15 protein-coding genes are annotated in these 12,301 nt (G+C 70.7%); 10 read left to right on the top strand and 5 right to left on the bottom strand.

Annotated features, from left to right (window positions below; all coding sequences use genetic code 11):
• Positions 1-136 precede the first annotated feature (136 nt).
• Together ACZ6I3_RS12135 and ACZ6I3_RS12130 are read left to right on the top strand one after the other, a co-directional pair.
• A complete protein-coding gene (locus tag ACZ6I3_RS12135; protein ID WP_469413953.1) occupies positions 137-772 on the top strand; it encodes a MarR family winged helix-turn-helix transcriptional regulator in 636 nt (211 codons plus the stop codon).
• Positions 702-1,061 (top strand): hypothetical protein, encoded by a 360-nt coding sequence (locus ACZ6I3_RS12130; RefSeq protein ID WP_469413952.1) that lies wholly within the window; start codon positions 702-704, stop codon positions 1,059-1,061. Before ACZ6I3_RS12135 ends, ACZ6I3_RS12130 begins: the two co-directional genes overlap by 71 nt.
• A gap of 2 nt (positions 1,062-1,063) precedes the next feature.
• Here ACZ6I3_RS12130 and ACZ6I3_RS12125 read toward each other — a convergent pair whose 3' ends face one another.
• The gene (locus tag ACZ6I3_RS12125) at positions 1,064-1,456 is read right to left on the bottom strand and encodes a VOC family protein (RefSeq protein WP_469413951.1); all 393 of its coding nucleotides are present in this window, start codon (positions 1,454-1,456) and stop codon (positions 1,064-1,066) included.
• Between the two features lie 71 nt (positions 1,457-1,527).
• On the opposite strand from ACZ6I3_RS12125, the gene ACZ6I3_RS12120 reads away from it, so the two are divergent.
• Positions 1,528-2,076 carry a GNAT family N-acetyltransferase gene (locus ACZ6I3_RS12120; RefSeq protein WP_469413949.1) on the top strand — a complete coding sequence of 183 codons (549 nt, stop codon included), beginning with the start codon at positions 1,528-1,530 and terminating at the stop codon, positions 2,074-2,076.
• Here ACZ6I3_RS12120 and ACZ6I3_RS12115 read toward each other — a convergent pair.
• Entirely contained in the window at positions 2,073-2,756 is a 684-nt protein-coding gene (locus ACZ6I3_RS12115; protein WP_469413948.1) for a glycerophosphodiester phosphodiesterase, read from the bottom strand. The genes ACZ6I3_RS12120 and ACZ6I3_RS12115 overlap by 4 nt on opposite strands.
• A gap of 250 nt (positions 2,757-3,006) precedes the next feature.
• Here ACZ6I3_RS12115 and ACZ6I3_RS12110 point away from each other — a divergent pair, with 250 nt between their 5' ends.
• The 3 genes from ACZ6I3_RS12110 to ACZ6I3_RS12100 are packed head-to-tail and all read left to right on the top strand — an operon-like array spanning position 3,007 to position 6,271.
• A complete protein-coding gene (locus ACZ6I3_RS12110; protein ID WP_469413946.1) occupies positions 3,007-4,404 on the top strand; it encodes a DUF6421 family protein in 1,398 nt (465 codons plus the stop codon).
• A 50-nt stretch (positions 4,405-4,454) separates the two neighbouring features.
• On the top strand, positions 4,455-5,204 hold the full coding sequence (locus tag ACZ6I3_RS12105) for an SDR family NAD(P)-dependent oxidoreductase (protein WP_469413944.1): 750 nt from the start codon (positions 4,455-4,457) through the stop codon (positions 5,202-5,204).
• Entirely contained in the window at positions 5,201-6,271 is a 1,071-nt protein-coding gene (locus ACZ6I3_RS12100) for a threonine aldolase family protein (protein ID WP_469413942.1), read from the top strand. The genes ACZ6I3_RS12105 and ACZ6I3_RS12100 overlap by 4 nt, the downstream gene beginning before the upstream one ends.
• Before the next feature lie 10 nt (positions 6,272-6,281).
• On the opposite strand, the gene ACZ6I3_RS12095 is transcribed toward ACZ6I3_RS12100, so the two are convergent.
• The 3 genes from ACZ6I3_RS12095 to ACZ6I3_RS12085 all read right to left on the bottom strand — a co-directional run bounded on the left by ACZ6I3_RS12095 (position 6,282) and on the right by ACZ6I3_RS12085 (position 9,178).
• Complete coding sequence (locus ACZ6I3_RS12095) at positions 6,282-7,664, bottom strand: hypothetical protein (RefSeq protein ID WP_469413940.1); 1,383 nt, start codon at positions 7,662-7,664, stop codon at positions 6,282-6,284.
• Between the two features lie 181 nt (positions 7,665-7,845).
• Positions 7,846-8,574 (bottom strand): lysophospholipid acyltransferase family protein, encoded by a 729-nt coding sequence (locus ACZ6I3_RS12090; protein WP_469413939.1) that lies wholly within the window; start codon positions 8,572-8,574, stop codon positions 7,846-7,848.
• 187 nt (positions 8,575-8,761) lie between these two features.
• Entirely contained in the window at positions 8,762-9,178 is a 417-nt protein-coding gene (locus ACZ6I3_RS12085; protein WP_469413938.1) for a DUF4395 domain-containing protein, read from the bottom strand.
• Positions 9,179-9,255: 77 nt separating this feature from the next.
• On the opposite strand from ACZ6I3_RS12085, the gene ACZ6I3_RS12080 reads away from it, so the two are divergent.
• The 4 genes from ACZ6I3_RS12080 (at position 9,256) to ACZ6I3_RS12065 (ending at position 12,292) form a co-directional block, all read left to right on the top strand.
• The gene (locus tag ACZ6I3_RS12080; protein ID WP_469414086.1) at positions 9,256-9,669 is read left to right on the top strand and encodes a thioredoxin family protein; all 414 of its coding nucleotides are present in this window, start codon (positions 9,256-9,258) and stop codon (positions 9,667-9,669) included.
• 95 nt (positions 9,670-9,764) lie between these two features.
• Entirely contained in the window at positions 9,765-10,256 is a 492-nt protein-coding gene (locus ACZ6I3_RS12075) for a flavin reductase family protein (RefSeq protein ID WP_469413935.1), read from the top strand.
• Positions 10,257-10,476: 220 nt separating this feature from the next.
• Complete coding sequence (locus ACZ6I3_RS12070) at positions 10,477-11,274, top strand: electron transfer flavoprotein subunit beta/FixA family protein (protein WP_382839789.1); 798 nt, start codon at positions 10,477-10,479, stop codon at positions 11,272-11,274.
• A gap of 55 nt (positions 11,275-11,329) precedes the next feature.
• Complete coding sequence (locus tag ACZ6I3_RS12065; RefSeq protein WP_184595139.1) at positions 11,330-12,292, top strand: electron transfer flavoprotein subunit alpha/FixB family protein; 963 nt, start codon at positions 11,330-11,332, stop codon at positions 12,290-12,292.
• Positions 12,293-12,301 lie beyond the last annotated feature (9 nt).

Below are 12,301 nucleotides of genomic sequence, written 5' to 3'. Positions count from 1 at the left end.
GGCCGACCGGGCGCGGACGGCCGGAGCGGATCTGACTCACGGGAGGGCATCCGACGGGGCGCGCGCGACCGGAGGGGAATCGGCCGGTGGGCACCATGGGGCCGAGGACGGCCCCGTCGGCGGGACGGCGGGCGGCATGGCTCCCGCGGCCGGAGAGGGACAGGCCGGCGCGACCCACAGGGAACATGCGGCCGACGGGACCGGTACGGCCGGAACGGGGCCGGCCGACGAGACCCCTGCCGTCGAACCCGCCCCGGCCGGTGGCCGTCGCGGCGACACCGTTGCCGGTGTCGTTCGGCAGTGGCGGGCCGTGCACCCCGGGCTCGACACCGGGCCGATGGAGGTCATCGGCCGGATCAACCGCTGTGCCGCGCTCCTTCAACAGGCCGAGGACGCGCCGCTGCGCCGGGCGGGTCTGAGCCGCCCGGAGTTCGATCTGCTGGGCGCGCTGCGCCGTACCGGGCACGAACTGACCCCCGGGGAGCTGGCCCGGGAGACCTTCTCCTCGGGCGCCGCCGTCACCAAGCGCCTCAAGCAGCTGTCCGAACGAGGCCTGGTGGAACGCCGAAGCGACAGCCGCGACCGTCGCGTCGCCCACCTCCGCCTCACCGACGCCGGACGCGAACTCGTCGACGGCGTCCTGCCGGCCCAGCTCGCCTACGAGACAGCCGTCCTGTCCGGCCTGGACGCCCCTGAACAGGGTGAACTCGCTGCTCTTCTCGGAGAGTTGCTCGGCCAGCTGGAGGGGCGCCTGGGCGCGCTGCGGGGTTGAACCGGACCTGCCTCGCGGGGACGTCCGCGCCCACTGTTGTGCCGCACCGGCCCCGACGTACCCTCACCCCGTACCGCACCTGGCGGCCTCCAGCTCCTTCATCTGCCCGGAGGTACGCCTGGAGCACTGGCTCCTGGCCCAGGCCGCCGACTGGCTCCGCCTGTGCGGCGTCGACCGGCTCGTCGCCCATGAACCGGCCGCCGACTGCACCAGGCTCGGCCTCCTGGCGGGCGCGGGCTTCCGCGAGCCGACCCGTACCGACCGGGGGTGGGAGCACCGCCCCGGGTGACCTCAGATGCCGGGCCGGTACCGCATCGGGTGGTCCGCGGGGACCTCGACCAGGACGATCGGCGTGCCGTCCGGATCCGCGATCCACATCTCGACCAGGCCCCACGGCTCCTTCACCGCCGGCCGCACGATCTCGACGCCCTTCGCCCGAAGCTCCTCCTCCGCCGCGGCCACGTCGTCGACCTGGAGCCACAGCCGTACGTCCGGCGACGGGGAGGTCTCGGACCGGCCCGCGACCTCGAGGAAGCCACCGCCCGTGAAGTAGACCGTGCCGCGCTCGGGACCCGTGCCGAACTCCCGGTAGACGGCGAGGCCGAGCTGTTCGCCGTAGAAGGCACGGGAGCGCTCAGGGTCGGAAGGGCGGAGCAGGATTCGGCTGCTGAGTACATGCACCATGCACGAGAGCCTAGTGGCGGCGCTACTCTCGTCCATGCCCCAGCCACGCCCGGAAACGGAGACGCACGCCCATGGACACCGCAGAGAACGCCGCCAGCGGACTGACCTTCCGCGATGCCACCGACGCCGACGTGGACGAGCTGGTCGCGCTGATCGAGTCGGCGTACCGGGGCGACGACAGCCGTACCGGGTGGACCACCGAGGCGGACATCCTCGAGGGACAGCGGACCGACCCGGAGGGCGTGCTGGCCGTCATCAAGTCGCCCGACAGCCGGTTGCTGACCGTGGAGCGGGAGGGCCGGGTCGTCGCGTGCTGCCAGCTCGAGCACCGTGGTGACCACGCCTACTTCGGGATGTTCGCGGTCAGCCCCCGCCTCCAGGGCGAGGGCCTCGGCAAGGTGATCATCGCGGAGGCGGAAGCGCTGGCCCGCGCGACGTGGGGCGTGACGGAGATGCACATGACCGTGATATCCGTACGCGACGACCTCATCGCCTGGTACGAGCGGCGCGGCTACCGCCGTACGGGTCGGATGACGCCCTTCCCGTACGGCGACGAGCGCTTCGGCATCCCGCAGCGCGAGGACCTGGCCTTCGAGCTGCTGATCAAGGAACTCGGCTAGGCCGTGAAACGGCCGGTGCGCTTGATGTCCGGGTGGTCGGTGGTCGCGCCGTCCAGACCGAACGCCCGGACGAGCCGCAGATGGTCCTGCGTGTTCACCACCCAGCCGATGATCCGGAGATCCGCCTTGTGCGCACGCTCGACGGTCTCCAGGGTGAGGCGGCGGATGTTCAGGCAGACCGTCTCGGCGCCGACCGCCACGGCGCGGTCCACGATGTCGGTCCCGTAGCGGCTGGCGATCAGCGCGGTCCGCACCCCCGGCACCAGTGGCTTGATCTCGGCGATCGCCTCGTCGTGGAACGAGGACACCTCCACCCGGCCGGCCAGCCCGCGCCGGTTCATCACCTCGGCGAGCGCCCGCGCCGCCTGCGCGTCCTTGATCTCCGCCTGGATCGGCGTCTGGACGGCCTCCAGGACCTCCTCGAAGACCGGCACCCGCTCGCCCCGGCCCGCGTCCAGGGCGCGCAGCTCGGCGAGGGTCTTCTCGGCGATGGGCCCGCTGCCGTCGGTCGTGCGGTCCACGTCCGTGTCGTGCATGACGACGAGCGCGCCGTCCTTGCTCAGATGCAGGTCGAGTTCTATGGCGTCGAGACCCGCCTCCTGGGCGGCGACGAAGGATCGGAGGGTGTTCTCGGGTTCCACACCCATGACTCCGCGGTGACCGATGGTGAGGAAGTTCAAGACGCGACTCTCTTCCGTCGACAGGCGGCACTGGGGGCCTTACGGCCCACCTGGACCGTATCGCCTGTACCCGCCCTCTGCAGAGGCCGAGGGCATGGTCGGCGCACATCCGGGCACAAGCATGGTCGACAGGAAATAGTGCGGCGAAACACAGGGTGCGGCAGGATAATTTTCGGAAGCTTTCCTTGCTGGGAGGAACCTCGTGTGTATACGGTCGAGGTACGCGAGATTCTCCCGTGGAAGGTGGGACATGACGGAAATTCTTGTGCAGGTGGGTTCGGAGGACCTGGTTCCTCCCGTGGCCAGGGTGGTGGAGCACCCGGCATGGCCCGTGCTCAAGGATGCCGTGGAGCGGATCCGGCCATGGCAGTCCAAGGACGGGTCGATCGACTTCGCCGCCGAGGGCGCGCCCGAGCCCGCAGACGCCGAGCTGGCCCTCCGCCGGGCCGCCGACGCGGTACTGGAGCTCTCCCCGCTGCTCCCGCACGACGCCGCCTATCACGAGGCCCTGGTCAAGGACCTGCGCCGATGGGGCGACAGCGGCTTCGAGGTGCCCGACTTCCTCGACTCCCTGCTGGCCTTCCAGCCCGCCGCGAGCCGCGCGGACGGCCTCCAGCACCTGGTCGTCTTCCCGATGTACACGCAGAACGGCAACCCGGACCGCAATCTCGAAGCGGTCGTCCTGCGCATGGTCTGGCCGGACTGGCTGTCCGAACTGGAGCGCACGCGCTACGACAACCCGCTGTTCTGCGGCATCACCTTCGAGGACTTCACGGCCGGCTACGACACCAACTCCGCCGTCCTGTTCCCCGAGACCATCGCCGTGCGCGAGGCACCCGAGCGGTTCAGCTGGGGCGGCATCTTCTGCGACCGCGAGGCCGCCCGCTTCCGCCGGGTTACCGACGCCGCGGTCGACATCCTGGGCCTCGAGCTGCCCGAGGACGTCGCCGCGATGGTCCACGACCAGAAGCGCTGCGAGGAGGCGTTCGTCCTGTGGGACATGGTCCACGACCGCACCCACAGCCACGGCGACCTGCCCTTCGACCCCTTCATGATCAAGCAGCGGCAGCCGTTCTGGATGTACGGCCTGGAGGAGCTGCGCTGCGACCTCACCGCCTTCAAGGAGGCCGTGAAGCTGTCGGCCGAGGGCGTCCCGCAGGCCCGTGACGTGCAGGTCGCGGTGCTCCTCGACCGGATGTTCCGCTTCCCGGTCACCGGCGAGCGCGTGCGCAACTACGACGGCCTCGGCGGCCAGCTCCTCTTCGCCTACCTGCACAAGCATGACGTCGTCCGCTGGACCGACAACAAGCTGACCATCGACTGGGAGCGTGCCCCGCAGGTCACCAACCAGCTGTGCGCCGACATCGAGCAGCTGTACCGCGACGGCATCGACCGTCCCAAGCTCGTCCACTGGTTCGCCGGATACGAGCTGGTCTCCACGTACCTCTCGCCGCACCCGGGTTCGAAGTGGGCCAAGGGCCCCGAGGCCCTGGACGTGACACAGCCGCCGCGGAAACTCGTCGATGACGTGCTTCCGGACGAGTTTCCGCTGAGCATGTTCTATGAGGCACTGTCCAAGAAGCTGAAGAACGTGATCGCCTCCACCAAGGGCATCACGGCGGACGGCGCCGAGCGGATCGCCGCGTGAGCGGCGGAAACCTCCGCGGAACCGGGAACACTGCTCAGGAGGCGAAGAAGATGGCGGGGAACGGAGCTCTCAGCGGTGCGGTGATCGCGGTGGCCGGCGCGGGCGGGCCCGCCGGCCGGGCGGCGCTGCTGCGACTGGCCGAGGCGGGGGCGACCGTCGCCGCAGCCGACAACGATCCCGAGCGGCTCGCGGAGGCCGTGGACGCGGCCCGCTACGCCTCGGGCGGCGCCAGCGTCATCGGCGAGCCCGTCGACCTGCTGGACCTGCAGTCCACGCGTGACTGGGCCGCGCACATCGAGAAGGACTTCGGCCGCGTGGACGGCGTGGTCCACCTCGTGGGCGGCTGGCGCGGCAGCGAGACCTTCATCAAGACGAGTCTCGACGACTGGGACTTCCTGGAGCTGCTGCTGATCCGCACCGTGCAGCACACCTCGCTGGCCTTCTTCGAGGCCCTGCAGCGCAGCGAGCGCGGCCGGTATCTGCTGATCAGCGCGGCCGGTGCCACGAAGCCGACCGCGGGCAACGCCTCGTACGCCGCGGCCAAGGCCGCCGCCGAGGCGTGGACGCTCGCGCTGGCCGACGCCTTCCGCAAGGCAGGGGGCACCGAGGGCCCGACGTCGGCCGCTGCCATCCTGGTGGTGAAGGCGCTGGTGCACGACGCGATGCGCGCCGAGCGACCCAACGCGAAGTTCGCGGGCTTCACCGACGTCAAGGACCTGGCCGAGGCCGTCGTGGGCGTCTGGGACAAGCCCGCCGCCGAAGTGAACGGAAACCGTCTGTGGCTCACCGAGAAGCCGTGAACCCGCCGAAGACCGACGCGCGCCGCCATCACGACCCGGAAGTCCGCGGTTTCGCCAGCGACAACTACGCCGGCGCCCACCCGGAGGTGCTCGCCGCCCTGGCCCTGGCCAACGGCGGGCACCAGGTCGCCTACGGGGAGGACGCGTACACCGAGAACCTGCAGAGCGTCGTCCGCAGCCACTTCGGCGCCACGGCCGAGGCGTTCCCGGTCTTCAACGGCACCGGCGCGAACGTCGTCGCCCTCCAGGCGGTCACCGACCGCTGGGGCGCGGTGATCTGCGCCGAGAGCGCGCACATCAACGTCGACGAGTGCGGGGCTCCCGAACGGGTCGGCGGCCTGAAGCTGCTCACCGTTGCGACACCCGACGGCAAGCTCACGCCCGAGCTGATCGACCGGCAGGCGTTCGGCTGGGACGACGAGCACCGCGCGATGCCCCAGGTCGTCTCCCTCGCCCAGACCACCGAACTGGGCACGGTCTACACGCCGGACGAGATACGCGCCATCTGCGAGCACGCCCACGCGCACGGCATGAAGGTGCACATGGACGGCTCCCGGCTGGCCAACGCCGCCGCCACCCTGAACGTCCCGATGCGGACGTTCACCGACGCCGCCGGCGTCGACCTCCTCTCCCTGGGCGGCACCAAGAACGGCGCCCTGTTCGGCGAGGCCGTGGTGGTCCTGAACCAGGACGCCGTCCGCCACATGAAGCACCTGCGCAAGCTGTCCATGCAGCTCGCCTCCAAGATGCGCTTCGTGTCGGTGCAGCTGGAGGCCCTGCTCGCCCGGGACCTGTGGCTGCGCAACGCCCGGCACTCCAACGAGATGGCCCAGCGCCTCGCCGAGGGCGTACGCGCCGTGCACGGGGTGGAGATCCTCTACCCCGTGCAGTCCAACGCGGTGTTCGCCCGCCTTCCGCACGAGGTGAGCGAACGTCTGCAGAAGCGGTTCCGCTTCTACTTCTGGGACGAGGCCGCGGGCGACGTCCGCTGGATGTGCGCCTTCGACACGACCGAGGAGGACGTGGACCTGTTCCTGGCCGCGCTGAAGGAGGAGATGGCGCGCTGACCCGTGCAGTTCACCGGTTGACGACGATCTCCGCCCTGTTGTTGCGCAGGTTCGGGTCGAACTCGCTGATGGACAGCTCCGGGTCGTCGTTGAGGGTCTCGACGGTGGTGCGCGCCCCGCGCACCACCCGGTCGATCCGCAAGGGGACCTCGAAGGTGTACGACGCCTTGTCGTGCAGGTAGATCGGCGTCCGGCAGAAGTAGGTCGTGCCGGCCGCCCCCTCCGGCTCCTCCGGCAGCGACCAGCAGCGCTCCTCCGACAGGTTCACGGCCGTGGTGCCCTCCGGCGCCCGGAACCTCACCGTGGCCACGGACGCGCCCGCGCCCAGCGACGCCACCCAGGCCGGGCCGCGGTTGTGCACGGTGACACGGGCGGTCACGGTCTCACCGGCGCCACCGCTCACCCTGCTGCCGGTGAGCTTCAGATCGGCCGTGTTCCGGGCGTCGAGGATGACGGTCCGGTAGTTGTCCTGAAGGTCGATGTCGGGATCCGTCGCCGTGGCCCCGGCGGCGGCCACCGGACGCAGGTCGAGCTCGGGCCCCGTGCCCTGGGTCCACGTCCACTCGCCGCGCATCTCCGCGAGCGCCTCGTCCGAGTAGGGATGGACGGAGTGGTCGAACCGCTCGTACATCGCCTTGCGCCCGACGCCCAGTGCGGTCTTCAGCGTGTACTGCTGCCCGGGCGCCACCGCCTCGTCCAGCACGCACAGCGCGGACGTGCCGGTTTCGTGCTCCCGGTACTCGCAGTTCGCGTGCCGCTCCTTGAAGCGCAGCCCGTACGAGGCGCTGATCCACAGCAGCGTGCGCTCCGGGGTGCGGTTGCCGCTGTTGGACAGCGTCGCCCGCACACTCGTCCGTGAGCCCGGCCTGAGGTCTCGCTGCCAGTCGGCCTGGCTGAGCCCGAGGTCCGGCCCGTTGCCCACGCCCACCCGAGTCTCGCCCGGGTGGGACGTCGCCTCTCCGGCGGCGGCCGAGTAGCGTACGTACCCCGAAGCGCTGACGTCCGCCCCCGGCAGCGCGCGCAGTTCGAATGTGGCGGCCGGCACGCTGTCCGTCCCCGCCGGCATCTCCGGGACGGCACAGACCGCCTTGACCTCCGACTCCGGCGCGCAGTTCGCGGGCCACGACACCCGCGCGAACGAGGCGATCTCGCTCACGTCGACCGTCAGTTGCCCGGCCGGCAGGCGGTCGTCGGCGACATCGCGGCTGACCTGCACGGCCAGGGTGCGCGCACGCGCGTCACCGCTCGCGTCCGCGCCGGGCAGCACCGTCTCGTACGGGGCGTTGATCCACAGGTCGTTCTGCGCGGCGTGCGCGGGCCCGGCTCCGACTCCGGCCGCCGCCAGGGCACAGCAGGCGACCGCGGCGCCGAGCAGGCGGTATGAGTCCTTCATGTCTTCTCCCTCGTCGCAGATCTGCGGAGGCCGAGACATGTGACGCGGGGGAAGGGTTGTGGTGGCGCGGATGGTTGCGGCGTAGTTCAGCCGATCTTCACGTCACCTGGCGGCTTCGGACGTCCTGGAACAGCGCACGGGCAGCTGCTGCGCCACACCGCGCCTCACCCGGTCGTGCCGGTCAGTGCGCCTCCGCCGCCCGCACCTGCTCGGGCGTCGGTGCCGTGCCGCCGAGGTGGGCGGGCATCCACCAGGTGTCCTCCGGGCCCTTCGGGCGTACGGGGTAGGCGCGCTGGGCGGCCTCGAGGAGCTCCTGGACGCGCTCGCGCAGCTGACGCGTGATCGCGCCCGCGTACTTGTCGCGGGAGGCCTCGATCGCCTCGCCGACCCGGATCGTGATGGGGATGTGGCTGCGCTTGAAGTTGCGGGGGTGGCCCTTCGTCCACAGCCGCTGCGTGCCCCACACCGCCATCGGGATCAGCGGGACGCCGGCCTCCTGCGCCATGCGCGCGGCGCCCGACTTGAAGCTCTTCAGCGTGAACGACTGCGAGATGGTGGCCTCCGGGAAGACCCCGACGATCTCGCCCGACCGCAGCGAGTCAAGGGCGTGCGCGTAGGCCGTCTCGCCCTGCTTGCGGTCCACGGGGATGTGCTTCATGCCGCGCATCAGCGGGCCGGAGACCCGGTGCCGGAAGACGGACTCCTTCGCCATGAAGCGCACGAGACGTTTCTGCGGCAGGGCCGCCAGGCCGTCGAAGACGAAGTCCAGGTAGCTGATGTGATTGCTCACCAGCACGGCGCCGCCCGAGCGCGGGATGTTCTCCGAACCCTGGAGGTCGATCTTGAGGTCCCACGCCTTGAACAGCGTGCGGGCGAAACCGACGACGGGACGGTAGACGAACTCTGCCATGGGCGGGTCGGACCCTTCCTGCTCTGCCTGGGAAGGGATTCCCAGCGGAAAGTTACGGAGCCGTAGGTTTACGGCTTGTCGCAGATCGTGCCCGAAGAACGGCCGGGTAGCCAGTCCTCGTGCCCGCCGGGGAGGAGATTCTCGTCACGTCGCCCGTGTGATCCCACCTCGTGCTTTTACGCCCGTATTACTCCGCGCGCACCGCCACCCGCCGCACGAGCAGGTACAACTCGCAGCCCAGGCAGTACCCGAATGCCGCGTTCAGGAAGGCCGCCGCGAGCGCCGCGCCGGTCGCCGCGAGTCCCAGCCAGTCGGGCCCCAGGGTGTAGCCGACGAGCCCGAGTCCGGCGAAGAGCAGCCCCACCGCCTGGGCGAAACGCGGCGGTTCGGGCGCCTCGAAGTCGGCCGGCGGTCCGAGCCGCGGCTGTACGGCCTTCCGGAACAGCAGGCCGTACGGCGACCGGCCCACCCCGCCCGCCGCGCCGAGCAGGAACGCCAGCGTCTGCCAGGCCAGCAGCCACGCGCTCCCCGTGACCAGAACGACCGCCAGGACGACGGCCGTCACGGCCGCGCCGAAACGCGGCCCTCTCGCATCGATGTCCATGGAACCAAGCATTCCGCAACGCGGCCGCGTGGAGAGGGCGGGAATCTTTGCGGTCTCGTGAACGCTTGAAGCAGGTGATGACCGGACTGGTGGTGTGTGTCCTGGTGCTCGCGGCGGCGAGCGCCTACGGAGTGCTGCAACGGCGGCGGAGCGGGAGAGTGCGAGTGCGCGGGCGGGACGACGGCAAGCGGCTCGGTGCGGCGGAGCTGGGCACGGAACTCGGCGAGCGGGCCACGCTCGTCCAGTTCTCCAGTGCGTTCTGCGCACCCTGCCGGGCGACCCGGCGGGTTCTCGGAGAGGTCGCCGGCGTGGTCCCGGGCGTGACCCACGTCGAGATCGACGCCGAGGCCCAGCTGGACCTCGTACGACGGCTGGACATCCTCAAGACCCCGACCGTGCTGGTCCTCGACGCCGACGGCCGGGTGGTGCGGCGGGCCACCGGACAGCCGCGCAAGGCCGATGTGATCGCCGCGCTGGGGGAGGCGGTGTGAGGTCCCGGCGCGGCCGGTGAGCGCGTCCAGTGAGTCATCTCCCACATCACGAAACGAACTTGACTGTGCGCACCAATTATCGTCAGCCTGACCCCATGCCTTCGGACCTCCTCGCCACGCCCGATCTCCTGCGCTCGGTCTTCCGGCGACACGCGGCGGGGGTCGCCGTGATCACGGCTCAGGGCGACACCGGTCCGGTGGGCTTCACCGCCACCTCCCTCGCCTCCGTCTCCGCCGAACCGCCCCTGCTGTCCTTCGGTGTCGGCACCGGCTCCTCCAGCTGGCCCGCGATGGCGACGGCCGAGCATGTCGGCGTCCACATCCTCGGCGAGCACCAGCAGGAGCTGGCCGCCACCTTCGCCCGCAACGGAGCCGACCGCTTCGCTCCGCCCACCGTCTGGCGTGAGGGACCCGAGGGTGTGCCCCTGCTCGACGGGGCGCTGGCCTGGCTGGTGGCCCGGGTCGTCGCCCGCGTGCCCGCCGGGGACCACCGGCTCGTGCTCGCCGAGGTCCTGCACGGGGACCCCACGGGCGCCGGTCGTCCGCTCCTCTACCACCAGGGGCGTTTCCGGAGACTGCCCGACTGAGGGACGCACCCCCCGGGCTGCGGGACCGTCGAGTTCCGGTTACGCTGCGTTGCGAAGGTCACAGTTCAAAGCGCTTGCTTAGCGGGAACGAACTAGGTGTACTGACGAGTAATATTTCGCTCGGAGCGTGGGTCGCCCCGACCGGAATCGGCCGCTTGAGGCGCCTATGCTGCGTGCAAGTAGGCAGCCGAGAAATGACGATTGCAGTAGGAGAGCCGGCGTGAGCTTGAGGATCGTTGTCACTGTGAAGTACGTGCCCGACGCCACTGGCGACCGGCACTTCGCCGATGACCTGACCGTCGACCGGGACGACGTGGACGGTCTGCTCTCCGAGCTCGACGAGTACGCGGTCGAGCAGGCGCTGCAGATCTCCGAGAACTCCGACGACGACGTGGAGATCACCGTTCTGACGGTGGGCCCCGAGGACGCCAAGGACGCCCTGCGCAAGGCGCTGTCCATGGGTGCCGACAAGGCGATCCACGTCGAGGACGACGACATCCACGGCACCGACGCCATCGGCACCTCCCTGGTCCTGGCCAAGGCCGTCGAGAAGGCCGGCTACGACCTGGTCATCTCCGGTATGGCCTCCACCGACGGCACCATGGGCGTCGTCCCCGCGCTGCTCGCCGAGCGCCTGGGCGTCCCGCAGGTCACCCTGCTGTCCGAGGTGTCGGTCGAGGGTGGCGCCAACGGAACCGTCAAGGGCCGCCGCGACGGCGACGCCGCCACGGAGAGCCTGGAGGCCTCCCTGCCGGCGGTCGTGTCGGTGACCGACCAGTCGGGCGAGGCGCGTTACCCCTCCTTCAAGGGCATCATGGCGGCCAAGAAGAAGCCGGTGGAGTCCTGGGACCTGTCCGACTTGGACCTGGAGGCCGAGGAGGTCGGCCTGGAGGGTGCCTACACCACGGTCGACAACGCGGCCGAGCGCCCGGCCCGTACCGCGGGCACGATCGTCAAGGACGAGGGCGAGGGCGGCAAGCAGCTCGCTGAGTTCCTCGCGGGCCAGAAGTTCATCTGAGCCCGGCATTCGCTGACCGCCCCTCATCTTTCGCAAGCAGGAGAGAAGAAGTCCCATGGCTGAAGTTCTCGTCTACGTCGACCACGTGGACGGCGCCGTCCGCAAGCCCACCCTGGAGCTGCTGACCCTGGCCCGCCGCATCGGCGAGCCGGTCGCCGTCGCGCTGGGCAACGGCGCCGCCGACACCGCCGCCACGCTCGCCGAGCACGGCGCGGTCAAGGTCCTCACCCACGAGGCCGCCGAGTACGCCGACTACCTGGTCGTACCGAAGGTGGACGCCCTGCAGGCCGCGCACGAGGCCGTGTCCCCGGCCGCCGTGCTGGTCCCGTCCTCCGCCGAGGGCAAGGAGATCGCCGCGCGTCTGGCGCTGCGTCTGGGCTCCGGCATCATCACCGACGCCGTCGACCTGGAGGCCGGCGACGAGGGCCCGGTGGCCACGCAGTCGGTGTTCGCCGCGTCCTTCACCACCAAGTCCCGTGTCTCCAAGGGCACCCCGGTCATCACGGTCAAGCCCAACAGCGCGGCCGTGGAGGCCGCCCCGGCCGCCGGTGCGGTCGAGGCGCTGTCCGTGTCCTTCTCCGCCCAGGCCACCGGCACCAAGGTCACCGGCCGCACGCCGCGTGAGTCGACGGGCCGTCCGGACCTGACCGAGGCCGCGATCGTGGTCTCCGGCGGCCGTGGCGTCAACGGCGCGGAGAACTTCGCGATCATCGAGGCGCTCGCCGACTCCCTCGGTGCCGCTGTCGGCGCCTCCCGCGCCGCCGTGGACGCCGGCTGGTACCCGCACACCAACCAGGTCGGCCAGACCGGCAAGAGCGTCTCGCCGCAGCTGTACATCGCCTCGGGCATCTCCGGCGCGATCCAGCACCGCGCCGGTATGCAGACCTCGAAGACCATCGTCGCGATCAACAAGGACGCCGAGGCCCCGATCTTCGACCTCGTCGACTACGGCATCGTCGGCGACCTCTTCGACGTCGTCCCGGCCCTCACCGAGGAGATCAAGACCCGCAAGGGCTGATCGGCTCCG

This window comes from Streptomyces sp. NPDC041940, from assembly GCF_055589465.1.
The sequence above is the reverse complement of the archived record's forward strand: the minus strand, read 5'-3'. Positions and strand labels throughout refer to the sequence as shown.

Coding starts and splice junctions, on each gene's coding strand:
- ACZ6I3_RS12105 (WP_469413944.1), top strand. CDS start 4,455: ATGGCGGGGAACGGAGCTCTCAGCGGTGCGGTGATCGCGGTGGCCGGC.
- ACZ6I3_RS12125 (WP_469413951.1), bottom strand. CDS start 1,456: ATGGTGCATGTACTCAGCAGCCGAATCCTGCTCCGCCCTTCCGACCCT.
- ACZ6I3_RS12075 (WP_469413935.1), top strand. CDS start 9,765: ATGCCTTCGGACCTCCTCGCCACGCCCGATCTCCTGCGCTCGGTCTTC.
- ACZ6I3_RS12095 (WP_469413940.1), bottom strand. CDS start 7,664: ATGAAGGACTCATACCGCCTGCTCGGCGCCGCGGTCGCCTGCTGTGCC.
- ACZ6I3_RS12065 (WP_184595139.1), top strand. CDS start 11,330: ATGGCTGAAGTTCTCGTCTACGTCGACCACGTGGACGGCGCCGTCCGC.
- ACZ6I3_RS12085 (WP_469413938.1), bottom strand. CDS start 9,178: ATGGACATCGATGCGAGAGGGCCGCGTTTCGGCGCGGCCGTGACGGCC.
- ACZ6I3_RS12080 (WP_469414086.1), top strand. CDS start 9,256: ATGACCGGACTGGTGGTGTGTGTCCTGGTGCTCGCGGCGGCGAGCGCC.
- ACZ6I3_RS12090 (WP_469413939.1), bottom strand. CDS start 8,574: ATGGCAGAGTTCGTCTACCGTCCCGTCGTCGGTTTCGCCCGCACGCTG.
- ACZ6I3_RS12110 (WP_469413946.1), top strand. CDS start 3,007: ATGACGGAAATTCTTGTGCAGGTGGGTTCGGAGGACCTGGTTCCTCCC.
- ACZ6I3_RS12120 (WP_469413949.1), top strand. CDS start 1,528: ATGGACACCGCAGAGAACGCCGCCAGCGGACTGACCTTCCGCGATGCC.
- ACZ6I3_RS12135 (WP_469413953.1), top strand. CDS start 137: ATGGCTCCCGCGGCCGGAGAGGGACAGGCCGGCGCGACCCACAGGGAA.